The following is a 25,884-nucleotide window of genomic DNA, read 5'->3' as shown; positions in this document are numbered from 1 at the left end:
TACGCTTGATCGAATAAACAAGATGAAGCATAAACAAACAACATTGAGAAAAGTAATTCTTGCATCGGCAATCGTCGTAAATGGTTTTGCTGCCACCGCACAGATCAACTGGCCATCAATCACCAATGTAACCAAACCATGGACACGTTGGTGGTGGGAAGGCAGTGCGGTGAACAAAGCTGATCTTACCTTGAACTTGCAGCAATACCAACAAGCAGGATTAGGTGGTGTGGAGTTAACGCCGATTTACGGGGTTGAAGGATACGAAAAACAATTCATCGATTTTCTGTCGCCGCAATGGATGCAGCTATTTTCGTACACACTCAACGAATCAAAACGATTGGGATTGGGTGTTGATTTAGCAAACGGAACCGGCTGGCCTTTCGGCGGACCTTGGGTGAAAGAGGATGATGCAAGTAAAAGTATTTTCTATAAAACGTATAAGCTCAACGGCGGCGAACAATTAAACGAAGCGGTTGAATACAAACAGGAAGGATTCATCCGCACAGCCAATAACAAACCGGCGACATTCGACCATGTGTTAAAACCTGTCTGGACAAACAAGAACCTGCAGGCATTGGCATTGGATCAGATTCAATATCCCGGCAAATTGCCTTTGCAAACATTGATCGCTTACTCCGATCAAAATGAAAGTATTGATTTGACTGCAAAGGTGGATGCAAACGGAAAACTTAACTGGACTGCACCAACAGGCAACTGGACCTTGTACGCCTTGTTCCAGGGCTTACATGGCAAGATGGTAGAACGTGCAGCACCTGGTGGTGAAGGTTATGCCATCGATCACTTTTCGTTACAGGCAGCAACGAACTACTTTAAAAAGTTTGATGCTTCGTTCAAGGGTTATGATATTTCTTACCTGCGTTCTTTCTTCAACGATTCGTATGAAGTGGATGATGCAAGAGGACAAAGCAACTGGACGCCAACTTTCTTTGCGGAATTTAAAAAGCGTAAAGGATATGATCTCAAAACACAATTACCTGCATTGTTTGGAAAAGATACACCGGAGAAAAACAGTCGTGTGATTTACGATTACCGTTCGGTGATCGATGAGCTGCTGCTCGAACACTTTACCATGACCTGGAAAAAATGGGCAGGTACCAAAGGAAAGATGCTGCGGAATCAATCGCATGGTTCGCCTGCGAATACATTAGACCTGTATAGTGTTGTTGATATTCCGGAAACAGAAGGAACCGATATTCTGCGTTTTAAATTTGCAACCTCAGCAGCAAATGTATCGGGCAAGCAATTGGTTTCGTCTGAATCGGCTACCTGGCTCAATGAACATTTCTTATCCAGCTGGGGCGATGTAAAGAAAGCAATCGATTTATATTTCCTCGGCGGTGTCAATCATATTTTTTATCACGGTACAGAGTATTCGCCCAAAGAAGCGAAGTGGCCCGGCTGGTTGTTTTATGCGGCAGTGCATTTTCAACCCACCAATCCACAATGGAACCATTTCCATGCATTGAATAGTTACATCACACGTACACAAAGTTTTTTACAAAAGGGTAAACCCGATAACGATGTGTTGGTTTATTATCCCATCGTTGACCGTTATGCAGAACCCGGCAATGTGTTGCTGCAGCATTTCGATGGCATGGAAAAGAATTTTGTGAATACTGATTTTGAACATGTATCGAAATGGATGGTAGAGAAAGGATACAGTTTCGATTTCTTCAGCGAACGTCAGTTGCAGAAGTTTACCAACAGTGGTAAGAATATCGTCAGCAGCGGTAATGCGTATCGCACTATTTTATTGCCAGCGAATAAACTCATCACTGAAAATGCCATGCAACAGTTGCTGAAACTTGCACAGCAAGGCGCAACCATATTGGTCTATAAAAATCTGCCGAACGATGTGCCCGGATTTCATCAACTGGATGCAAGAAGAAAAACATTTCAGCAATTGATTGGTCAATTAAAATTCACTACTTCAAACAATGTACAACAGGCAACAGTTGGCAATGGCAAATTTGTGGTGAGCGATGACATGGAAGCCTTGTTACAAGTTGCAAAAGCACGCAAAGAGAGTTATGCAGAAAAAGGATTGTCTGTGCTGCGCAGAAAGAATGCAGAAGGAACCATGTGGCTCATCAACAACCGTACCGATAAACCGTTTGAAGAATGGATTGAACTGCATACCAATGCCGCATCCATTGCCTTGTTTGATGCCATGCATAACAAGAAAGGTTTAGCCAAATGGCGGAAGAACAGCAGCAGTGGTGCAGTGGAAATACTGCTGCAATTACAATCGTACGAAGCCATCATTGTACAATCGTATGCAACAAAGAAAACAGGTGAAGCATTTCCTTATAAAGAAAGCATTGCACAACCTCAGGAAATAAAAGGAGAGTGGACGATCAACTTCCTCGATGGTGGCCCAACGATTCCCGCTGCTATCAAAACAACCATCTTAAAATCATGGACAGAACTTGGCGGCGATGATGTGAAGAATTTTTCCGGAACAGCGAAGTACAGCATTTCCTTTGCAAAACCGGAAGCTAATGCAACATCATGGTTGCTTGATCTCGGTACTGTAGATGAAACAGCTGAAGTGATATTGAATGGCAAAAAGATTGCCACAGTTATCGGCCCGGTGTTTCAATGTGTGATCCCTGCATCGGTTATGCAGACCAATAACAAACTGGAAATTGTTGTTGCCAACTTAATGGCCAACCGCATTATTTACATGGACAAGAATAATCTTCCCTGGAAAATATTTTACAATACCAACATGCCTGCACGCAAGGCAGAAAACGCAAAGAAAGGTATCTTCACAGCCGCCGCATGGAGCCCGTTATCATCGGGATTATTGGGGCCTGTTACGATCACACCACTAAAATAATTGTATGCACCGTAGAACCTTACTGAAGCAATTAGCTGCTTCTGTTCCTGCAGTATGGCTGGCACAACATGCCGATGCTGCTGCTTTCTTTTCAGGAGATGATCTGAAGATTGCAGACGGACCTTTTCAACCCAACTGGGATTCATTGCAGCAATACAAAACGCCTGATTGGTACCGCAATGCCAAGTTCGGCATCTGGGCCCATTGGGGACCGCAGTGCGAACCCGAGTTTGGTGATTGGTATGCACGGGAGATGTACATGGAAGGAAATGGCAAATACAACTACCATGTTGCAAAGTATGGTCATCCGTCAGAGTTTGGTTTTAAAGATGTCATCAATGCATGGAAGGCAGATCAGTGGAATCCTGATGAATTGTTGGAGTTGTATAAAAATGCTGGTGCCAAATATTTTATGGCACTCGCAAACCATCATGATAATTTCGACTTGTACAATAGCAAGTATCACAAATGGAATTCAACCAAAATAGGACCCAAGAAAGATTTAGTGGGAGGTTGGGCCAAAGCTGCACGCAAACAAGGTTTGCATTTTGGTGTGAGTGTACATGCCGCACATGCATGGAGTTGGTACGAAACTGCACAACGATCGGATAAGAACGGACCGAAAGCCGGTATTTCTTACGATGGTAAACTCACAAAAAAAGATGGCAAAGGAAAATGGTGGGAAGGATTGGATCCGCAGGAACTGTATGCACAAAATCATGCATTGAGTAAAGAGAGTAATGATAATGGCGTAATCCATGCGCAGTGGGATTGGGGTGCAGGTGTAAGTGTACCGGATAAAGCGTATTGTGAGAAGTTTTTCAAACGCACCATTGATCTCATTGATAAATACGATCCCGATGTTGTGTACTTCGATGATACAGTATTGCCTTTATATCCCATCAGTGATGTGGGTTTAAAGATCGCTGCTCATCTGTATAACAAAAGCATCAAAACAAAAGGATCATTACAAGCTGTTATCAACGGAAAAATATTGAACGAGCAGCAACGCAAATGTATGGTGTGGGATATTGAACGTGGACAAAGCAACAGCATTGAACCATTGCCCTGGCAAACCGATACCTGCATCGGCAGCTGGCATTATAATAAACCCATTTTCGATAATCATCGGTATAAGTCTGCAAAAACTGTTGTGCATACATTGGTGGATGTGGTGAGTAAGAATGGCAACCTCATGTTAAGTGTACCGGTGAAAGGCAACGGCACCATTGACAGTGATGAACGAAAGATTGTTGAAGAGATCGGCCGTTGGATGAAAGCGAACAGCGAAAGCATTTACGATACAAGGCCATGGAACATTTTTGGCGAAGGACCTGCATTGGAGAACACAGCACCTTTATCAGCGCAAGGTTTTAACGAAGGCAAGGGCAAACCCATGGAAGCGCAGGATATCCGTTTTGTGGTGAAAGACGATGTGTTGTATGCAACGGTGATGGGCTGGCCGGAGAATGGCAAAGTGCTCATTAAAAATTTGGGCAGCAACAGTCAACACTACAAAAAGAAAATAAGCAAGGTTGAATTACTGAGTACCAAACAAACACTGGCATTTGAACAAACAGCAGAAGGATTGCTGGTAAGCTTTCCCGAAAACCGACCTGCAGAGTTTTATGCAAATGCATTGAAGGTGGTGGGATGAGTGATGAATGATGAATGAGCTCCGTCTGACGCCCTCGTCTGACGGATGAATGGAAAATGAATGATGAGTAATCTGTAATGAGTGATGAGCATTCTGCATGTCAATCCCCTCTTGGGAGGGGTGGCAATATCTTGCAAAATCAGCATGATAAAAGGGGTGGGTTATACAATGATTAAACTCCGTCAGACGTGGGCGTCAGACGGGCAAACAAAAGCTGTATCAAAATGAAGAATTTGAAAACCTCCTTTGTGATTCTTTGTGTGCTTTGTGCCTTCGTGGTTCAAACTTCTTCTGCACAAAACAACAGCATCCCCAAACCTTTATACGATGATCCCGTCTATCACGGCGCTGCAGATCCTGTCATCATCTACAACAAAGCCAAAAAGAAATGGTGGATGCTGTACACCAACCGTCGGGCTTCCGTAAAGGATTCAACCGTACAGTGGGTGCATGGCACACGCATTGGTATTGCAGAAAGCAAAGATGGTGTGCATTGGAAATACGTTGATACGGCGAATATCAACTATCGTCCCGATGTTGGTTATACGCATTGGGCACCCGATGTCATTGAACACAACGGAACGTATCACATGTATCTCACCTATGTACCCGGCACATTCAAAGACTGGAATCATCCGAGAGTGATCGTTCATCTCACCAGTAAGGATTTGCAAAACTGGAACTATCAATCAACATTGAAACTCGTGAATGCCCGGTCGGACGATGAAATCGGACGACAAAAGGTCATCGATGCATCAGTGTATCAAATCAACGATACAACCTTTCGCATGTGGTACAACAATGAGCGTGATGGCAAGAGTATTTATTATGCCGATAGCAAAGACCTGTACAATTGGGTGGATAAAGGCAAGGCCATTGCTGCAAGAGGTGAAGGGCCAAAGACTTTCTTTTGGCAGGGAAAATACTTTATGATTGTGGATGCATGGAAAGGAATGGAAGTGTATTCATCAACTGATCTGTTGAACTGGACAAAACAATCCAATCGCATTTTGGAAAACCCCGGCAAAAGAAAAGACGACCAGGCCATTGGCGGACATTGTGATGTAGTAGTGAATAAAGATGGTCGTGCGTTTGTGTACTATTTCACACATCCCGGCAGAAGTAAAGCCAACCCGGCAGCCAAAGGTTCGTTTGATGACAAACGAAGTGTGATACAGGTAGCCGAATTGAAATATGTAAACAATGAAATTGTGTGCGACAGAGATGCACCCATTGCAGTCAACAAAAAAGGAGTAAAGATTTTATGAAGCAAATAATCGCATTGATCAGCTGGTTAGCAGTTGTAGCTGTTGCAAACGCACAGGAATACATCATCAGCAACTATGGAGTCAGCAATGACAGCACAAAGTTGCAGACAGCCGCTATTCAAAAAGTAATTGATAAAGCCGAAGCCAACGGTGGTGGTACGATTGTTATTCCGAAAGGTGTGTATTTGACAGGTGCTTTGTTCTTCAAATCCAAAACAAAACTGTTGTTGCAGGAGGGAGCCAGGCTGAAAGGTTCCGATCATATTGATAACTATCCGTTGATTCCCTCACGCATGGAAGGCAGAAGTATTTATTACTATGCAGCACTCATCAATGCATATCATGTTGATAGTTTCCAGATCAATGGACCAGGTACGATTGACGGTAATGGGTTGAAGTATTGGGAATATTTCTGGTTCTATCGTGATTCGGTGAAACAACACGGACGTTCCGCCACCAACCTGGAAGTGCACCGTCCACGGTTGATATTTATCTGGGGCAGCAACAATGTAACCATTAAAGATGTGAAACTGCTCAATGCCGGTTTCTGGACCACACATTTATACCAATGCAACAATGTGCTCATTGAAAACTGTGATATCCGTTCACCCTTTAAACCGGTGAAGGCACCGAGTACCGACGGGATTGATATTGATGTGTGTAAACGTGTAACTGTCCGTAAATGTTATATATCGGTGAATGATGATGCGGTATGTATTAAAGGAGGCAAGGGCCCCGATGCACACAAACGTGGAGAGAACGGCGTCGTGGAAGATATTTTAATTGAAGACTGTGTATTTGGTGAATCGCATGGAACCTTAACGCTGGGCAGTGAAAGTATTCATGCACGCAATATTGTGATGCGTAATTGCAAGATGGAGCACAATACATCAATCCTGCGGTTGAAGATGCGCCCCGATACGTATCAGATTTATGAAAACATCCGCATTGAAAATATCACCGGTAAATGCGGCACCATCATCAGCATGGCACCGTGGACACAGTTCTATGATATGGGTGGCAGTACCGAAAAGCCGTTTGCCATTGTACGCAATATCAGCTTCAGCAATCTCAATGTGCAGTGTAAAACAGTGGGGGCCATGCAGGGCAATCCGGCAGATACAGTTTCTAATATTTGGTTCAGCAATATAATTGCCAAAGCTGAAACGGCTGAGTTGAAAACAAATTATAAAGCCATTTCATTTAACCATGTTATAGTGAATGATGTGCCGTTTAAAAACTGATGATTCTGGTCGTCATTGCGAGCTTGCGAAGCAATCTTTTGTATGGGAGACTGCTTCGTGCCTCGCAGTGACGTGTAATTTTTGAGATATGTTTTGATTAAAGTACACAACTGTGCAGAAACAGGTGTATAAACAATTCGTTGAACCCTTACCTTTCAAGCTGAAATAATGTAAACAATGGCCTACTCAGCAAACGAACAACGTTATCAGCAAATGCAGTACCGCCGCTGCGGCAAAAGCGGTATCCAGTTATCAGCTTTATCACTTGGGCTCTGGCACAATTTCGGCGATATGGATGATGAAGCCGTGTATCGCAAAACCCTGCATACAGCTTTTGATTGCGGCATTACCCATTTCGATCTTGCCAATAACTACGGCCCGCCTCCCGGCAGTGCCGAAATCAACTTCGGAAAAATTTTAAAACAGGACTTTGCTGCTTACCGTGATGAGTTGATTATCTCCACCAAGGCAGGTTATTATATGTGGCCCGGCCCTTATGGCGAGTGGGGCAGTAAGAAAAATTTAGTTGCCAGTTTAAACCAGAGTTTAAAACGCATGCAATTGGATTATGTTGATATCTTTTATCATCATCGTCCCGATCCCAACACACCCTTGGAAGAAACGATGGCAGCATTGGATTTGATTGTTCGTCAGGGTAAGGCGTTGTATGTGGGCATTTCCAATTACAAAAGTGAAGATGCAGCAAAAGCATTTGCGATCTTAAAAGAATTGGGTACACCTTGCTTAATTCATCAACCCAAGTATTCGATGTTTGAACGGTGGGTAGAGAAAGATGGATTGCTGGATGTATTGGAAGCAAATGGTGTGGGTTGTATTCCGTTCTCTCCGTTGGCGCAGGGGCTTTTAACGAATAAATATCTCAAAGGTATTCCGGAAGGCTCACGTGCAACCAGAGGTGTGTTTTTAAAACAGGAACAGATTACCGAAGAAGTGTTGGCGAAAGTGAGAGCGCTCAACGACATTGCCATTACACGCAATCAATCATTAGCACAAATGGCCTTGGCCTGGTTGTTAAAAGATGAACGGGTTACATCGGTACTCATTGGTGCAAGTTCATCAGCTCAGTTGTTAGATTCAGTTGCCTGTTTAAATAATTTGCAGTTTAGTGCAGATGAATTAAAGCAGATTGAAACAGTGTTAGGATAAATGTCTGCCCGTGTATAAACGACCTGACAGGTTAAGTGCTATCATGCCAACTGCATTTAATCGGCAAGAATCATGCAGTGAATAAACCTGTCAGGTCTAACGTAGCCAGATAGATGCATTATAGCTGTCATCCCGACGAAGGAGGGATCTGTTGGGCTGTAGTACAAAGGATGAACAGATTCCTCGTGCCTCGGAATGACAAAAAGCAGGATCACTTGTGCTGAGCTGTGGAGATTGTATGCAGATTGAAACGGTTTTAGAATAAAATCATTCTCATTTATATCATCATGAAAAAAGTCAGCTTTCTTCTCTTCCTTCAATTGCTGGTCGTATCAGTATTCGCACAGGTAAAAGTCGATCATCTCAAAACAGAAAACCTAACCAACCCCATCGGGCTTGATGTGGTACAACCATATTTCAGCTGGCAGTTAAATTCTGCTCAACGGAATGTTATGCAATCGGCGTATGAAATAAGAGTAGCCACCGATGCAGCGGCATTAGCAAAAGCTGATGCATGGAAGAGCGGAAAGATCACATCCGATCAATCGATTCATGTGCCCTACAATGGAGCTGCCTTACAAGCAAACAAAAAATATTACTGGCAGGTGCGTGTGTGGGATAACAAGGGCCAAGCATCGGCATGGAGTGCAGTTGCATCCTGGCAAATGGGTTTATTAAAACCATCAGACTGGAAAGCCCAATGGATCGAACCCGGTTATACCGAAGACAACCAATTTGCAGCACCACTCATGCGCAAAGAATTCAGCAGTGGAAAGAAAATAAAAGCAGCAACCGCTTACATTACTGCACATGGTTTATACGAAGCACAGATCAACGGCAAACGGGTAGGAGATGCCTATCTCACGCCTGGCTGGACGAGTTATAACAAACGTCTGCAATACCAGGCTTACGATGTAACTGATCTGTTGAAGAATGGAGCAAACGTTCTTGCAGTTACATTGGGCGATGGTTGGTATCGTGGCAACTTCTCCTTCGATCATCGGAGAAATATTTATGGAAAAGATATTGCACTGCTGTTTCAACTGGAGATCGTTTATACCGATGGAACAACTGCAAGCATTGTTTCGGATGCAAGCTGGAAATCTTCCACCGGTGCTATCCGCTCCAATGGTATTTACCAGGGTGAAGTGGTGGATGCAACAAAAGAAAAGAGTGGCTGGACGTTGCCCGGCTACAACGATAACAACTGGTCTGCCGTAAAAACATCCAACGCATCAAAAGAGGTGTTGGTAGCAACCTATAACGAGCCGATCAAGAAACAGGAGACATTTACGAATGGTAAAGTCATCACTACATCCAAGGGAGAAAAGGTCATCGACTTTGGACAAAACCTGGTGGGTTGGGTGCAAATAAAAGCGAGGGGTAAAAGCGGCGATACCATCAAAGTATCACATGCAGAAGTGTTAGACAAGAACGGAAATTTCTATACCGAGAATCTGCGTGGCGCAAAAGCACAGGCCGTGTATGTGCTCAAAGGAAACGGCGAGGAAATCTTTGAGCCGCATTTCACGTTCTTTGGTTTTCGTTACATCAAAGTAGAAGGTATTACTACTGAATTACAGCCACAGAATTTTACTGCCGTTGCGTTGTATTCGGCTATGCAGCAAACAGGCAGCTTCACTTCATCCGATACACTCATCAATCAACTGCAGCATAATATCGAATGGGGATTAAGGGGAAACTTTTTAGATGTGCCCACCGATTGTCCGCAGCGTGATGAACGTATGGGCTGGACAGGTGATGCACAGGCGTTCTTCCGCACCGCCACGTTCTTACGAGGCGTGAATAATTTCTTTACCAAATGGTTGAAAGATGTAAAAGCCGATCAAACAAAAAGCGGAAGTGTACCACATGTCATCCCCAATGTATTGGGCGAAGAAGGATGGGCAGCAGGCGGCAGTGCAGGCTGGGCCGATGTTTCAACCATCATTCCCTGGGAAATGTATCTGGTGTATGGCGATAAACGCATTTTAGAAAACCAGTACAGCAGCATGAAAGCATGGGTAGGTTATATGCAAAGCCAGAGTACCAACGATCTCTGGAACAAAGGCGATCATTTCGGTGACTGGTTGTTTTACACCATGGCCGATGATAACGATGGTAAAGCCGCCATCACCAATAAGTTTTTAATTGCACAATGCTTTTACGCTTACTCTACACAGTTACTCATCAATGCTGCCAAAGAATTAGGAAAAGCAGATGATGTGGCCACCTACACTGCCTTACTGCAACGCATCAAAACAGCTTTCATCAACGAATACACAACGCCCAATGGTGCTACGATGAGCAACACGCAAACATCGTATGTGCTGGCCCTGCAGTTCGATCTGTTTCCCGAAGCATTACGTCAGCAGGCGGCCGATCGTTTGGTGAACAACATCAAACAATACGGCAATCATTTAACCACCGGGTTTCTGGGCACGCCTTATTTGTGTCATGTGTTGAGTCGTTATGGTTACAGCGATGTGGCGTATACCCTGTTGCTGCAAAAAACCTATCCATCGTGGTTGTATCCTGTAACAAAAGGCGCTACTACTATTTGGGAACGTTGGGATGGTATCCGAACCAACGGCGATTTCCAGGCCATTACCATGAACTCCTTTAACCATTATGCATACGGCGCCATCGGCGACTGGATGTATCGTGTAATGGTTGGTCTGGATATTGATAAAGATGGTATCGGTTATAAGAAGATCCGTATACAGCCGCATGTGGGTGGCAAGTTCACCCATGCATCTGCCAGCTACGAAACGCAATACGGTACACTCAGCAGTGGCTGGAAACTGGAGAATGGACAACTGATGTTGCATGCAGAAGTGCCGGCCAATACAACCGCCACCATTTATATTCCAGCAGCTGCAGCAACCGATGTGTTGGAAAGCGGTCAGCCGCTGGCGTTAGTAAAAGAACTACAGGTAGTGGGTAAGGAGAAAGAATATGTGGTGGTGAAAGTTGGTTCGGGGAAATATGCGTTTAGTACGGCGTTTAAAACGAAGTGAATATTTACCACGGAGATACAGAGAGCACGGAGAAACTTTTCGCCTTCCCGTCTTTCCGGCAAGTAATAAGGCAAAGTAAAGGCAGTGAGAAAATTTTTATGTAACCGGCGACAATGCTATCTGCATCTTCTGTTGCAGTTTATCCTGAGCCTGTCGAAGGACACTCTTGTACTGCCTTAGTTCTTTTCGCCAAATTATAAACTGCGTTGCCAAATGACTGTTCTGCAGTTTCAATCGAACTGTCATCCCGAGGAACGAGGGATCCGTTGGGCTGTGGTGCAAGCGATAGACAGATTCCTCCTGCGTCGGAATGACAAAAAATATCAACGTCCGCCCGGGGTCTGGCCTTAGCGGTCCCCTGGAGTTAAAAGGGCCTTTGGATGGTTGGGTGAAGGCTTTTGGATAGTTTACCAAAGGTCGTTTCATACATATGAGAAGGCCTTTTCATAGTTTACCGAAGGGCTTCGGATACATGGGAGAATATCTTTGTATAGTACAGCAAAGGGCTTTGTATGGTATAACAAAGGGTCTTGTATGGTATAACAAAGGGCTTTGTATGGTATAGCAAAGGGGCTTGTATGGTATAGCAAAGGGTCTTGTATGGTATAACAAAGGGCTTTGTATTGTATACCAAAGGACTATTTCCCACATCCCCACAACAGCTGCAGAGCTATCGAACGTTTACCGTTGCCTGTTTTACCATGAACTATGAACAATGACCCATGAACTTTTTTTCATCTAAGTATTTTGCCCTATTTTAGAGCTGCGCCAGCAAGTGAAACTGCAACCGTGAATCACCGGAACAGCCAGAGCTAACCCAAACTCCACGCTTAACCCCGGACAATTTTATTTTGATTGCTGCGCAGGAGAAGAGCAGATATGGTGCGCCGGGATACTCCAGGAAATAATTGTGATTTTTTAATAAGGTTGTCTGAGTCCACAGTTTATATGTAATGTGCATAAATCCCAGGGTGGTTATCGCAAGACCTCGGGCGGACGTAAGAACACTTTCACAATTGGACGCTATTTAAACATACATTATGCTACTACAATTAAAAAGATTCGAAATTCTTGGTCTACATGGTGACATGGATGTTAAAATTAACATCGACGATAGTAACCTAATTATCGTCGCAGAAAATGGACTCGGTAAGACAACAATTGTTAATATAATTTATTACACCTTATCTCGGCAGTGGTACAAATTAACAGAATACCATTTTGAAACATTGATATTTGAAATTGGAGACAATGAATTTAAAGTTCAGCGAGAGGAGTTGAATAACTTTATTAAACTTAGAAAATTAAGAAATCGAAGTTTTCGTAGAACGCAAAGTCCAAGAATATCAAGAATTGCAGACTATATTCTTGAGACCCATGATATTCAAGCTCTTTTAAACAGTCCCTTTGAATTAGAGCAACTTGCAAGTAGATTTGATGTGCCAGTTTCTGTATTGTTTGACATTTCCAATGAACTACTATTTTCTACAAAGGATTCATCAGATAACATTGATAAGATTTCTGAAATACTAAATAAAGAAATTAAGTCCCAAATACTTTATCTTCCAACCTATCGGAGAATTGAAAAAGATTTGAAGAATATCTTCCCAGATTTGGAAACAAATCTAGACTCATTAAGAAACAAAAGACTTCATGTTGAGCAGGAGAATTCAAGCAAGTATATTGAATTAGTGGAGTTTGGCATGGATGATGTGCAACAGAAAGTTGAGCGAAAACTAAACTCACTCTATATAAATTTCACTAACAATTTGAGACAATCATTAATGGGGGGGTACTTAAGAGACATCCTCAACAAAAATTATGAAAAATACAATTACAACGTATTGGACACTATAACAAGTGAAAAGCTTAATGAAATATTGAATAGGATTGATAATAGTATTCTTCAGAAAAATGAAAAAGATAGTCTGAGTAGATTTGTTGACACTTATAAGACAGATCCTGCATCTATTACGAATGAAAGTAAAATTATTGCATATTTTATTCAGAAGCTAGTTGATATTTATGAAAAACAATCTATTGCTGAACAAGAAGTAACCAGTTTCGTGGAAATATGTAATAGTTATTGCAACAATAAAAAGTTTATTTATTCAAGAGAAGAAAGGAAAATTAAAGTTTATCTAACACAACAAGAAAAGGAGATTGATTTCTCTAAGCTTAGTTCAGGTGAAAAGCAAATCGTTTCATTATTTAGTCATTTATATTTATCAGATACAAAGCAGTTTTTTGTCATAATTGACGAACCTGAACTATCCTTGTCTGTTTCTTGGCAGGAACGATTCTTACAAGACATATTAAATGCTAATAATTCAGGATTAATCGCCGTCACACATTCTCCTTTTATTTTCAATGATTCTTTGATAAAACACACTAAAGGATTTAATGAATTTATTTCAATTAAGTAATTTATTTATGGACGCTGTTGAAACCTTAAAACAAAAAGCACAAACTTCAAACTTTGCTTATCTTAAGCTATTGCAGAAGTATAGATTTAATAACGACGAAATGCATTATATTTTTGAAGGCTACGAAGACCAATCATTTTATTTTAACTATCTTCAAGGACTGTCAAGTAATTATGTTACACACATCAGTTTAGGAAAAAAACAATCTATTGAAATCTACGATAAAATTGATTGGGCTAAGTACGATAAAAAGCGAATTATCATTTTCATAGACAGGGATTATAGTAGAATTTTAGGGGAGGCAGTCCCAACGGATAACAACATTTATGAAACAACATACTATTCCATAGAAAACTATATATCCAATTCAGAAGTTTTGAAAAGGTTAATTCGTGAAATCTTGCATTTTCACGAAGAAGTGGAAATAAATAAAATTGTGGTGAAGTACGAATCAGAACTCGAATTATTCATTAAAAACATTAAACCAATTCTTGCGTGGATCTTGACTATAAGAAGTCATAGACTTAAAGCAAATTTGAACATGATTGACCTTGCAAAGCTTTTCCAAATAAGCGAGGATTTATCTTTTTCAAAGAATAGTATTGATAAAATCGCTTATTTAGAGAAAGTGACACACGTCAAAACTCCTGAAGTTCACCTATCTGGATTTAAACATTGGTATTCTATTACAGGTACGATGCCAAGTTATAAAATCTATTTGCGTGGGAAGTTTGAAGCTTGGTTTTTTATCACCTTCTTTAATCGAATTAACAACTACTTATTAAAAACATACAATCATAATTCAAAAGTTAAAACTAATATTAATCATAGTAACGCTCTTGAAATAATCGGACCACGAACTTCTATTCCAAAACGGTTCGAGAATTTCTTAAAGCAGTTGTTCCCATAAATGAACGCCTATCAAAAGCAGGGCTGAATATTCTCAGCCATCCTTAGTGTTCCAAACTAATATAGCTGGCTGAGGTAAAAGATGAGTAAAGAATAGAAAGTAGAAAGCTGTCCTGCGTTTGTAACTCAGGATATCGCTCAACTTTTTAATTCTTTTGAATAAGTATTATAATAGAATTCTTAATACGACATGCCAATAAAAATTAGAATTAAAGGAAATCCTGACACCAACGAATATCAAGATGCTTTACAGTTGAAGCAACTCTTTGAAAGTTCTATTGACACTCGTACTACTGACGGTGAAATTCTAATCGTTTCAAATGCAACTTTATTCGGGCAAGAAGTCAAAGATGTTGACCTAATTGTAATCGGGAATTTTGAAAAATATAGGTGTAATATTAAAACAAAAGCAGTTGGCCCTGGAAAAGAAGAACTAGAATTAAAAGAAAGGACCGTCTTCGTAAATAACTTCTGCTTCACAATCGAAACAAAGAGACATAGAGCAGAGGATATACGCTTAGAAGGTTTAAACCTATTGGTGAAATATAACAACAAACTTTCTGACGTTACAACCCAAAGTGAAAATCAGAAATATTCACTAAAAGGCTTCTTAAGTGACAGACTTAAATTTTCTCCGTATATAAACAATTTTATTTGGTTTCGGAATGTCAATTGGGATTCAATAAAAAACTTAATAGGTGAAAATGAATTGCTATATACCAAGCATAACTATTTACCAAGTAGTTTTAAGTTTCCGTTTTTAATGCAACTTGCATGCATTCAGCAAACACCTTATAATGCAAAAGATAAAGATGGCAATTACAAAGGCTATTGCTCATTCAATTGCTTGAAATCAAAAGATAGTTTTGACTTTACGCAAATGGAAAATGTTTTTAACATTTTTGAGAGAGTTAAAGTCGGTACAGGTCAACTGACAAGAAAAAAGATTGAACAAATTACTAGTAAACTTTTAGACAATCAGCAATATGCGCAAGCTATTGGAGAGAAACTAATTGTTATATCAGGTAGAGCAGGCACGGGAAAGACAATTAAACTTTTAAGGATTGCCTGTGATTTAGCCATCAATAAAGGCGCAAGGTCTTTGATACTAACTTATAATCATGCTTTAGTCAGTGATATTAAAAGAACATTAGCGTTAGCAGAAATTCCAGATGGGGTTGATAGCTATACTGTAAACATCACTACTTTGCACAAGTTCATCTTTGAATTAGTAATTGGCTTTGGCTTAGTTACTAATCCTAATAATCCCTTAGAAGATGCAAAGTATATTCCTGATTTTATTTCCAAGTATCAAGATTACCTTAAAGAACTCATCGATTGTATAGAAGCAGGTTTAATACAACAAAAGGAGATTCAAGAGTTAATGCGCAGCAAGCATGATAAAATTGCATGGGACTATATACTAATTGACGAATCTCAAGATTGGAGTGAAAATGAGAAGAAAATAATTTTTACAATTTTCGGTAGAGACAAAGCAATTATCGCAGATGGAGTTGACCAACTAATAAGAAGCCAAAAGAAATGCAATTGGATTCAAGGCTTAAAGCCAGATGTTGACTTCAAAAAAACAAACGAGAAAAAGGGTTTAAGGCAAGAGGTAAACTTAGTTGCTTTTGTGAATGAATATGCTAAGCAATGTGGTGTCGTATGGGAAATCGAACCTAAGCAAGAACTCATTGGAGGCAAGATTATTATTTCAACTAGTGGTTATTCAAAGCAATTACATGACGAGCAATTGAAAAGATGTAAAGAGTGTGAAAATTCAGAATACGAAATGATGTTTTTAGTGCCGCCGAGTCTTGTTTCACGATCGCAGCAAGTAAATGAGTGGGGCAAAATGGTTGAAAAGCGGATGTTTAGCTTGACCCAATCATTTAAAGAAATGGGGATTTCGATTTGGGATTTAACTAATACTGATTTAAGAACTCAATATGTAGTAGAATTAAATCAGCATAGATTATTGCAATATGAATCATGTAGAGGACTTGAAGGTTGGACAGTTGTTTGCCTAGAATTAGACGACTTCATTCGATACAAAATGGAGACTTTTATTGAAGAAGAAACAAATGAACTTGCTTTGGAATCAAATGAAGAAAAAAGGAGAAAGTTTGTTTATTTATGGTCTTTAATTCCGTTGACGAGGGCTATTGACACTCTTGTAATTACTATAAAGGACAAAAATAGCGATGTGTGTATGTTTCTAAGGAAAACTTACGAAAGATACCCTGACTTTATTCAATGGATAGACTAAGTAATCCATTTCAGAGTCTCCTGTACTTCACATGCGACTCGCAAAGACGGGACAAGTCGTGTCAGAAAGCAAAGTGCGTTCGCCTTGTGGCACTCGCAGTCATCAATGAACGAAAGCTAAATTTATTTCTTCCCTTCGTATCACGGCGAGTCGGCTGCTCCAGACATCGCCTGAGAACGTTCCGGTTTGCCACAGTGATTCCCGTAACAGTACAGGATGTTCCTTTCTCCCAACAGCATTATTTTTATCCGATTGCTAAAGCACGCTGTATGAAAAGATTTTTCTGTGTTGTTATTTTATCCTATCTGCTGTTTACGGTTTCTGCTGCTCCTTCCAATCCATACAACTTATTCATTGCTCCCGGCACCTTATCCGAAACGTCGGTGGTATTGTTGTGGGATAAGCAATATGCAAAAGAAGCGGTTGTGTATGAACTGCTGCTCAATGGTAAACTTCAGGGTACAACTACCAAAACAAATTATACCATCAAGGGTTTAAAACCAGGAGCGAGTTATACCGTTTCGCTACAGTTGAAAGGGGCAAAGCAAACAGCATCGTCTCCATTGAAATTTAAAACAGCAGCCAAAGGCAGGGTTTATAATATCCTCGACTTTGGTGCAAAGAGCGATTCATCGTTCATCAACACCAAACACATTCAAAAAGCCATTGATGCCTGCACAGTAGGTGGTACAGTGTATATCCCCAAAGGCAATTTTGTTTCCGGTGCTTTGTTTTTAAAAAGTAATATGACCCTGTATATTGCAGAAGGTGCCACATTACAAGGTTCAATCGACACAACCGATTACCTGCCCCTGATCAAAAACCGTTTCGAAGGATGGGAGATGGACACCTATGCAAGTCTCATCAATGCCGGTACATTGAACCGTGATGGTTCGTACAATGTAAAGAACCTGCGCATAACAGGTGGCGGCACTATTAAAGGCGGCGGTAAAAAACTGGAGCTTGCCTGCAAAGCTGCAAGAGGCATCCGCAGCAGGGGTCGTTTGGTTTTATTGATGAACTGCAGGGATGTAAGCATCGATAATCTTACATTAACAGAGCCGCCTTGCTGGACACTGCATTATGTTTACAGCGATAATATCAGTTGTCATGGTCTCACCATTAAAACTCATGGCATTCATAACGGCGATGGTATCGATCCTGACTCATCAACTGATTCGTATATTTTCAACTGCATATTCGATACAGGTGATGATTGTATTGCCATCAAATCAGGAAAGAACCCCGAAGGTTATTATGTGGGCAAACCAACCACCAATGTCCGCATCACCGATTGTGATTTTAAACGTGGACATGGTATTTCCATCGGCAGTGAAATGAGTGGTGGCGTAAGTGCTGTGCTGGTGCAGGATTGTAAAGCAGGTGCGTTGCTGCATGGACTGCAGATCAAAGGCACGAAAGACCGTGGCGGTTATGTAAAGAATGTAACGGTGGAGAATTGTCAGTTGCTGAAGATCACTATTTTCTCTGCGGTGAATTATAACAACGATGGGGAGGCTGCTCCTGTGTTACCTGTGTTTGAAAATTTTGTGTTTAAGCATATTGACCTGAGCCAGGCGAATGTAAAAGAACCGGTGATCAATATCAACGGGTTTAATCATCCTGCACATAAATTAAAGAATGTTTTGTTTACAAACATTGTGCTACCTGAAAATGGCAAAGTGCTTATTAATGATGCAGATCAGGTAAGGTTTGAAGGGGTGAAGATGGTGGGTGGTGGTAAGCCGGTGTATGAGGTGAAGAACAGTGCAGGGATAAGCTATTAAGAGAAGCTCCATTTCTCAGCAACTTGGGTACAGGTAAGAACATCGGCAGCATTAACAGTTGTATCTGAGCTGCATCAAAAACATTTCTCTATTTTCGGGTATGACTGTAACCATCATCATCAGCCTTTGTGTGCTGTTGCTTATAGCGTATGTGTTCGATCTTACATCGTCGAAAACAAAAGTGCCCTCTGTTATCCTGCTGTTGTTATCTGGATGGCTGGTGAAACAGCTGGCTTCCTGGCTGGATATTCAGTTGCCCGATTTTTCGCCGTTGTTACCTGTACTGGGTACGATCGGTTTAATTTTAATTGTGCTGGAAGGTTCACTGGAGCTGGAGCTGAACCGGTCTAAGTTGGGACTCATCCGCAAGTCTTTCTTCGGCGCTTTTGTACCAATGCTTGCCCTTGCATTTTTGTTGGCCTTTGCGTTTTATGCCAGTGGTCATTTTTCGTTTAAAGACGGTTTGCTGAATGCCATGCCGCTCTGTGTTATCAGCAGTGCCATTGCCATACCCAGTGTGCGCAACCTGGGGAGGCAGCACAAAGAGTTTATTATTTATGAAAGCAGTTTATCGGATATACTGGGTGTGATTGTCTTTAACTTTCTTGCTTATAACGAAATCGTCAATGCCGGTTCGTTCGGCCATTTTGCGCTGGAGTTGCTGATTATTGCCGTGGTATCGTTTATTGCAACCATTGCCCTTGCTTTTTTGCTGAACAAAATTGAACATCCCATTAAGTTTATACCAATTATCCTCATCATCATTTTAATTTATGCGGTATCGAAAGTGTATCATTTGCCGGGCCTGATTTTTATCCTGTTTTTTGGTTTATCCATCGGCAACCTTGATGAGCTGAAACGGTTTAAATGGATTGAAAAGCTTCAGCCCGATGAGCTGAACAGGGAAGTGATTAAGTTTCGTGAATTAACAAGCGAAGCTGCCTTTGTAATACGGGCGTCGTTCTTTTTGTTATTTGGTTTTTTAATTGAAACGAGTACGGTATTAAATGCCGATACGTTTGTATGGGCTGTGGCCATTGTGTTGATTATTGTGTTGTTTCGTTATGTGCAACTGCGTTTATCGCACTTGCCGTTGCGGCCCTTGTTGTTTGTGGCGCCACGTGGATTGATTACCATTTTGTTGTTTTTATCGATTGACCCTGCCCATACTATTCCGTTGGTGAATCAATCGCTTATTATCCAGGTTATTCTGTTAATGGCACTGCTGATGATGTTCGGTTTGATGACGCATAAAAGAAGTCCGTCAGACGAGGAGGATGCAACGATTGCAGACCCAGAAGAGGTGAAGCACTAAGCGGCCTGCTTGCGGCGATTGTGCTGTTGTTATTAATCCTGGCCTTACTTCTCTTTCAAAATAAATAAGGGATCGAAACAGGTTCTGAGACAAGCTGCAACAACAAATGCGAGGTTTCGACCTGACAGGTTAAGCACGCTTGTGCAAACTGCCTTCTATTAGCAAGCATTAAACAATTACTAAACCTGTCAGGTCTATCTATCACCAGAACCCACCCCCGAACTATGTTCCTAACTTTCGCAATGCTTGGTTTTCTAACGGGAGAAGATAAAATGGCTCTTTCTGGCTCTCTCTGGCGCAGGGCTCCTACCTGTGTCCAGTCGTTACTAATCTAACCACAACATACCATTCCAAAATAAGTAACGGATAGGTGTTCTTTTCATGGGCCAGTAAAATAGGTACATAGAAATCCCAACCGTACAAGAGCGCCCTTCGGCAAGCTCAGGATAAACTGCAACAACTGCTTAATAGCAGTAGTGGGTACTTAGTTTTTTCTTTTCACATATATCTGCTTATTTTTCCATTGTAGAATACTTTAATGTTTAAGTAAGCCGTGGCGGTTAAAACGGCAACCAATTTTACCCATTCTTCCATGCAAAAGAACTTAACGGTTTACCTCGCCGATGACCACCATATCGTGGCCAAGGGAATTGCATCGCTTATACGAACGATAAACGGCGTTGAAGAAATAAGGCTGTTTGCAAATGGTAAAGATTTGTACGATGCATGTACACAAAAGCTTCCCGATGTTGTTTTTTTAGATATTGATATGCCCGTTTGGGATGGCCGCAAAACCCTGGTGGCGCTTAAACAGCATTTTCCCCAATTGCACTGTATTATACTTTCGATGAACAACGAAAAGGCAATTGTAGACGATTGTATAGAAAAGGGGGCTGGTGGGTATTTGAATAAAGACTGTACTGAATTAGAATTGCAGGAAGCAATTTTCAGCAAAGACGCTGTTTATTTTTCAAAAGAGGTGCTCATTAATGTAAGCGGCTACCACAGAAAAGAAAAAACCAGCGGCTTTTCGTTGGCTGAACCATTCACCGAACGGGAGCTGGAAATACTGGCATTGCTCTGTGAAGGGTTAAGCCCAAAGGAAATTGCCGAAAAAATATTTTTAAGTCCCAGAACCGTAGAAACACACAAGAAGAATATTATGCACAAGATGGATGTAAACTCAATTGGTAAACTCATCAGCATTGCACTGAAAAATAATTTAATTAAATGAGAGCAGCATTGATTCTTCTTGCGTTGCTGTTTTCTGTTGCTGCCTATGCACAGACATTGCAAACAGACAGTTTGATTAACCTGGCCAAAAAAGAAAAAAATGATAGTGTAAAAGTTGCAAGGCTGTATGAAATAGCGAAGAAATATGCTGCTGTGAGTGAGCCGGAGATGGATCGTTATTTTAAAGAAGGCATGTTGCTGGCGCAATCGAAGAAACTGTTTACCCTTTATCAACAGGGTATGAACGATCAGGCAGTGCAATATCTGTTAAAAGGTAAATACGATAAAGCATTGGCTATTACCGATACTGCTGTTGCTGCGGGAATTAAAAATAAAGTGGCAGATGAATTTGCAAGGACTTATTTCGTTAAAACAAATATTTACTACGCACTTAAATCTTATACAGAATCGAACAGGTTTGCAAAGATGGCGCTTGCCATGTATACACAAACAAATAATAAACTCCGGTTAGGTAATGTTAGCCAGAGCATTGGAAATAACCACTATGCCTTGGGCGAGTTTGATGACGCATTAAAATATTATTATGATGCCAGTGCTTTTTACGAACAGGCAAAGGCTTTTGATATGCAGGCACAGATCTACTCTAACCTTGGCGTAATGAATGTAAACCTGAAGAACTTTGATATAGCAGAAGGTTTTTACAATAAGGCACTGGCTATTTACATTAAAGGAAAGAATGCAAACGGGGAATTACTCACCAATTACAATATAGGAGCCTTGTTACACGGGCAAAAAAAGTACAAGGAAGCTGCAACGGTTTCAGAACAAACACTCAGGCTTTCACGCAGTTTGCAGAATAAAAAAGTAGAGACTTCCAGCCTGTCTGTTTTAGCCAGTTGTTTTGAGCGGTTAAATGATACAGCAAAGGCCGAGTATTATTTTAATGAACTGTTTACAACACTTGAACGGTATAACGACGATGAAAGTCTGGTAATTGCTTATAATAATTATGCAATGTTTATAAGCGGATTAAATCAAATTGATAAAGCCATTACCTATCAATACAAAGCCATTGCTATTGCAAGAAGCGAAGTAGGTTTAAAGAAATACATGCATAGTTTGTTTTCAACTTTGTCATCGTTTTATAATGCTAAAAACGACTATGCCCAGGCGTTTGCTTATAAAGATTCGCAGCAGATATACAAGGAGGCTGTTATTAACGAAACCTCCAATAACAAACTGCTCGAACTGCAAACCAAGTACGAAACGCAGCAGAAAGAAGGTAAAATACTGCTGTTAAGCAAAGCGGATTCCATTAAAAGTCTGCAGATACTTGCACAGCAATCGGCCATCGACCGTAATTTATACAGCATTGCACAGCAGCAACTGGCATTGGCAGAAGACAGTATTTTACTGTTTACTCAAAACGAAGTGATACTGCAAGGCAAACTCGATGCTTCGTTAAAAGAAGAAAAGATAAATGCACTTACCAAAGAAGGATTGCAAAAGCAGTTGGCCTTGCAGCAAGAGCAAGCCGCAGCTGCACAGAAGCGGCAGGTGCTTTATTTTTTATTGATTGGTACGCTGTTAACGTCTGCACTGGTATTCCTTGCTTTTTATCAACGTAGTAAAAAGAAACAGGCCAATGCAGAAGCACTGGCACAAAAGAACTTACTGCAGAGCGTATTGGAAACTGAAGAAAAAGAACGCAGCCGTATTGCCAAAGATCTGCACGATGGTATTGTACAGGATCTTACATCTATTAAATTCAACCTGCAGTCAGCAGCGCAAACAGCACCCGGTTTGTTGCAGGAGCAAATACAAACAATTTTTAAAGCTGTTGATACGGCCGCCAAAGATGTGCGTGAAATATCGTATCAAATGATGCCGCTTACGTTAAAAGAGCTGGGCCTTGTAAAAGCTATAGAGGAGTTGCTGGGCAGAAGTCTTGCAAAAAATAATATACAGCATCATTTTGAGCATTTTGGTATTGAAGAGCGCCTCCCCGAAAAAATTGAAGTGACTGTTTACCGTATTTGTCAGGAGTTGGTAAATAACACCATTAAGCACAGTGGTGCTACAGAAGTATCGTTGTTGTTGCAGCTACGCAATAATGTGTTGCAATTAACTTATGAGGATAACGGACGTGGCTTTAATGTAGCCACTACACAAAAAGGAATTGGCCTCAACAGTCTGGGCAGCAGGGTAGAAATGGTAAAAGGCAGCCTTGAGTTCGATGCATCTGCCGAAACCGGCACCACGGCTTATATCCGCATACCAGTATCGTAAATACCAAAAAATACGTAGTTAATTTCGGCTTATTTACGCAGTTGGGTTTTAATTAATTGGTACAGATTTGTGCTGCAAATAATCATCATCAATTAATTAAAAACCATCATGAAAAAAGCTATTTCAATTATTCATTTTTCCCTTTTCCTGTTTGTTGTTACCGGTATTGTGTCTTGTAAAAAAGAGGCAGCAGATACAAATGCTTCAGGTAACATTCCAACGAATGGCTGGCGCATCGGCAGCACCAGTTATACAACATTGCTTGCATTGCGGAATGTTGGGCAACCCAACTCTGTTGGTGCATTTGATGCTGTACCTACAGCCAATAACCTGAACACTGTTGTTGTATTGTTTAATAATACTACTGGTATTGCTGCCGGTACGTTTAAGGTGGTAACAAAGCCTAATCAGTCTGATTTGCTGGCAGATGAAATTATGGTTAGTGCAAGCACCGGTTACAACCAGGGTACAGGTCAATACAATAAACAGTATGTAACTGTAGTTGGCGAAACAGTAAATGCAACGGTTACCATTTCAGGTGGTAAAGCAAAAATTGTTGTTCCTCAAATCAACATTATTTCATATCCCATCAATGCAAGTTCCACTACTTCAACTTTTAGCGGAACAATCGTTGAACAATAATTTAAACACGCTCATTCAAATTCTTCTTATATGAAAAAAAATATGCTGTTGGGATTCTTTTCGTTGGCATTGATTACCGTAAAAGCACAGGTTGATGTGTCGGTTAAAACCCTCGATTTAGAATCGGTTAATAAACATAAAAACTGGAAAATTATTGAAGCCGGTATCGATCAATCAACCAGCAATGTGTATGTAAAATTTGCATCTGCTTCCTGCGATATTGATAAGTCGTCTATTGGCAATACCGTAACAACCACTTTTAAAGGTCTGGCATGGAAGGTAGATCGTTTATTGTTTGATAAAAATTTCACTTATCTCTCAACAGAACAGAAATCGTATGCCAATACATTTGATGCAATCGGTAATAATGAGTTTGTATATGGCCGAAAGTTTAATGTTGTTTTTGGCGAGGGAATGGGGACTGCTATAAGTGGTGTTGCTATGCCAACAGGTATGATTGATAACAGCTATATCGGAACAAAAATTGTAACGGGCTTAGCAAATATTTCCGGCTTTAAAATCGGTAATTCCAGAATTGGTATTAAAGTGGGTGGCGAAACCGGAAAATTTAAACCGGATGCTTGCTTTGAAAATCCGGCAGTCTTTAAAATTGATAACAAAGATGCCAAAGAACAAAAAGGGCAACGCTGGATACCGATGTTTAATCATCCGATTCCTAATGGCGGACATATTTTGTTTAACACATCTGGTGTAAACACGGATGTTACAAAAACACACAATGTTTTTCGTAAGTACGATGCAGATGCAAATGTTGTAAATGATAAAGCTTTGACGTTCGATTATCAGTGCCTGGTGTATGCAAAGGAAATTGAAATGGCCCCCGGTGTATTTGATTATGTGTTTGTAACCTTACCCATCAACTATAAAAAATCGACCGGTAAAGTAGTGCCTGCAAACCAGTATGAATATATACGTATTGATGGAACTACATTTGAAACAAAACATCAATTAACGTTTACCGCACCACATTCACAATGGAAAATTAACCAGGTTTTTGAAAAAGAAGGTGCCGTGTATTTAATTGGAGATGCGGGGAAAAGCGCCGATACCTACCAGGATTTCAGCATACCAAAATCTTCTGATTTTCCTTTTTTTCAAATTGCAAAAATTCAGAACGGCAAACTGGCTTATGTGAGTGTAATTAAAGACGAACAGATAAAAGCTGTAATGCAAAACATTAATGGCGAAAAAGTGAAGCCTGATATGCATTTGAAAGTAACCGATCTGCAAATGAATGTTGTAAACGGAAAATTTATTTACAGCGGACAGCAGTTTGAAGATGGCAAACGTGGCGATGCAATTATTAGTGCAGTGTTTAGTGATAAGGGGGCATTGGAGGTTGTTTTGGCGAAATCGGCAGAATTTTCAAAGGGTAACCTTAGTTTTTCGGCAGATGGTAAAACTATGTACTGGCTTATACAGGATGTAACCGAGTACAACAAGTGGGATAAAAAGGCAGGTACCATTACAGCTAAAGAATCGAAGCAGCTACTTACAGCTTTGTCGGTAGTTACGTATAATCTGGAATCGAAAACCGTGCAGTACAAAACGTTCATTAATGAAGAGTGGGGTACGCAGTATAACGATGTGATTTTATATGATACCGATAATGAAATTGTTTTGTTGGGCGGTAAGCTTACCAAAAAGGCAAAGGAAAGCGAGTTGGTATTTGTTACTATTAGAAAGTGATTTTATACAGTTTTAAATTCTAAAAGCAGAAAAGACTTCACAGTTAGCCGTTGTTCGTAAAGAAGATTAACAACGGCTAACTGTTTTTAATTGCCAAGGCATAACTTCAGAAAATATT

15 protein-coding genes are annotated in these 25,884 nt (G+C 40.7%); all 15 read left to right on the top strand.

Annotated elements, in window-relative coordinates:
- Window positions 1–43: 43 nt before the first annotated feature.
- Entirely contained in the window at window positions 44–2,866 is a 2,823-nt protein-coding gene (locus tag IQ13_RS03850; RefSeq protein ID WP_242009475.1) for a glycosyl hydrolase, read from the top strand.
- 4 nt (window positions 2,867–2,870) lie between these two features.
- Window positions 2,871–4,523, top strand: a complete 1,653-nt coding sequence (locus IQ13_RS03845; protein ID WP_144884673.1) for an alpha-L-fucosidase — start codon at window positions 2,871–2,873, stop codon at window positions 4,521–4,523.
- Window positions 4,524–4,747: 224 nt separating this feature from the next.
- Entirely contained in the window at window positions 4,748–5,791 is a 1,044-nt protein-coding gene (locus IQ13_RS03840; RefSeq protein WP_144884671.1) for a family 43 glycosylhydrolase, read from the top strand.
- Window positions 5,788–7,035, top strand: a complete 1,248-nt coding sequence (locus tag IQ13_RS03835; protein WP_144884669.1) for a glycoside hydrolase family 28 protein — start codon at window positions 5,788–5,790, stop codon at window positions 7,033–7,035. Before IQ13_RS03840 ends, IQ13_RS03835 begins: the two co-directional genes overlap by 4 nt.
- Window positions 7,036–7,212: 177 nt before the next feature.
- Window positions 7,213–8,202 carry an L-glyceraldehyde 3-phosphate reductase gene (gene mgrA / locus IQ13_RS03830; RefSeq protein ID WP_144884667.1) on the top strand — a complete coding sequence of 330 codons (990 nt, stop codon included), beginning with the start codon at window positions 7,213–7,215 and terminating at the stop codon, window positions 8,200–8,202.
- Between the two features lie 287 nt (window positions 8,203–8,489).
- A complete protein-coding gene (locus tag IQ13_RS03825; RefSeq protein ID WP_144884665.1) occupies window positions 8,490–11,222 on the top strand; it encodes a family 78 glycoside hydrolase catalytic domain in 2,733 nt (910 codons plus the stop codon).
- Window positions 11,223–12,262: 1,040 nt separating this feature from the next.
- The gene (locus tag IQ13_RS03820) at window positions 12,263–13,648 is read left to right on the top strand and encodes an AAA family ATPase (protein WP_144884663.1); all 1,386 of its coding nucleotides are present in this window, start codon (window positions 12,263–12,265) and stop codon (window positions 13,646–13,648) included.
- Between the two features lie 7 nt (window positions 13,649–13,655).
- Window positions 13,656–14,558 (top strand): DUF4435 domain-containing protein, encoded by a 903-nt coding sequence (locus IQ13_RS03815; protein ID WP_158637296.1) that lies wholly within the window; start codon window positions 13,656–13,658, stop codon window positions 14,556–14,558.
- Window positions 14,559–14,747: 189 nt separating this feature from the next.
- Complete coding sequence (locus IQ13_RS03810; RefSeq protein ID WP_144884659.1) at window positions 14,748–16,829, top strand: AAA family ATPase; 2,082 nt, start codon at window positions 14,748–14,750, stop codon at window positions 16,827–16,829.
- Window positions 16,830–17,098: 269 nt separating this feature from the next.
- On the top strand, window positions 17,099–18,616 hold the full coding sequence (locus IQ13_RS03805; RefSeq protein WP_158637295.1) for a glycosyl hydrolase family 28 protein: 1,518 nt from the start codon (window positions 17,099–17,101) through the stop codon (window positions 18,614–18,616).
- Window positions 18,617–18,716: 100 nt separating this feature from the next.
- The gene (locus IQ13_RS03800) at window positions 18,717–19,931 is read left to right on the top strand and encodes a cation:proton antiporter (RefSeq protein WP_144884655.1); all 1,215 of its coding nucleotides are present in this window, start codon (window positions 18,717–18,719) and stop codon (window positions 19,929–19,931) included.
- A gap of 592 nt (window positions 19,932–20,523) precedes the next feature.
- Window positions 20,524–21,165 carry a response regulator transcription factor gene (locus tag IQ13_RS03795; protein WP_144884653.1) on the top strand — a complete coding sequence of 214 codons (642 nt, stop codon included), beginning with the start codon at window positions 20,524–20,526 and terminating at the stop codon, window positions 21,163–21,165.
- Window positions 21,162–23,414, top strand: coding sequence for a tetratricopeptide repeat-containing sensor histidine kinase (locus tag IQ13_RS03790; RefSeq protein WP_144884651.1), 2,253 nt, complete (start codon window positions 21,162–21,164; stop codon window positions 23,412–23,414). The genes IQ13_RS03795 and IQ13_RS03790 overlap by 4 nt, the downstream gene beginning before the upstream one ends.
- Window positions 23,415–23,522: 108 nt before the next feature.
- On the top strand, window positions 23,523–24,056 hold the full coding sequence (locus tag IQ13_RS03785; protein WP_144884649.1) for a hypothetical protein: 534 nt from the start codon (window positions 23,523–23,525) through the stop codon (window positions 24,054–24,056).
- A 30-nt stretch (window positions 24,057–24,086) separates the two neighbouring features.
- A complete protein-coding gene (locus IQ13_RS03780; RefSeq protein WP_144884647.1) occupies window positions 24,087–25,766 on the top strand; it encodes a hypothetical protein in 1,680 nt (559 codons plus the stop codon).
- Window positions 25,767–25,884: the final 118 nt, after the last annotated feature.

The organism is Lacibacter cauensis, assembly GCF_007830055.1.
Classification (GTDB): Bacteria; Bacteroidota; Bacteroidia; order Chitinophagales; family Chitinophagaceae; genus Lacibacter; species Lacibacter cauensis.
The sequence above is the reverse complement of the archived record's forward strand: the minus strand, read 5'-3'. Positions and strand labels throughout refer to the sequence as shown.

Bases quoted from the DNA above. Each gene is read 5' to 3' on its own strand.
- IQ13_RS03845 (WP_144884673.1), top strand. From the start codon at position 2,871: ATGCACCGTAGAACCTTACTGAAGCAATTAGCTGCTTCTGTTCCTGCA.
- IQ13_RS03840 (WP_144884671.1), top strand. From the start codon at position 4,748: ATGAAGAATTTGAAAACCTCCTTTGTGATTCTTTGTGTGCTTTGTGCC.
- IQ13_RS03835 (WP_144884669.1), top strand. From the start codon at position 5,788: ATGAAGCAAATAATCGCATTGATCAGCTGGTTAGCAGTTGTAGCTGTT.
- mgrA (WP_144884667.1), top strand. From the start codon at position 7,213: ATGGCCTACTCAGCAAACGAACAACGTTATCAGCAAATGCAGTACCGC.
- IQ13_RS03825 (WP_144884665.1), top strand. From the start codon at position 8,490: ATGAAAAAAGTCAGCTTTCTTCTCTTCCTTCAATTGCTGGTCGTATCA.
- IQ13_RS03820 (WP_144884663.1), top strand. From the start codon at position 12,263: ATGCTACTACAATTAAAAAGATTCGAAATTCTTGGTCTACATGGTGAC.
- IQ13_RS03815 (WP_158637296.1), top strand. From the start codon at position 13,656: ATGGACGCTGTTGAAACCTTAAAACAAAAAGCACAAACTTCAAACTTT.
- IQ13_RS03810 (WP_144884659.1), top strand. From the start codon at position 14,748: ATGCCAATAAAAATTAGAATTAAAGGAAATCCTGACACCAACGAATAT.
- IQ13_RS03805 (WP_158637295.1), top strand. From the start codon at position 17,099: ATGAAAAGATTTTTCTGTGTTGTTATTTTATCCTATCTGCTGTTTACG.
- IQ13_RS03800 (WP_144884655.1), top strand. From the start codon at position 18,717: ATGACTGTAACCATCATCATCAGCCTTTGTGTGCTGTTGCTTATAGCG.
- IQ13_RS03795 (WP_144884653.1), top strand. From the start codon at position 20,524: ATGCAAAAGAACTTAACGGTTTACCTCGCCGATGACCACCATATCGTG.
- IQ13_RS03790 (WP_144884651.1), top strand. From the start codon at position 21,162: ATGAGAGCAGCATTGATTCTTCTTGCGTTGCTGTTTTCTGTTGCTGCC.
- IQ13_RS03785 (WP_144884649.1), top strand. From the start codon at position 23,523: ATGAAAAAAGCTATTTCAATTATTCATTTTTCCCTTTTCCTGTTTGTT.
- IQ13_RS03780 (WP_144884647.1), top strand. From the start codon at position 24,087: ATGAAAAAAAATATGCTGTTGGGATTCTTTTCGTTGGCATTGATTACC.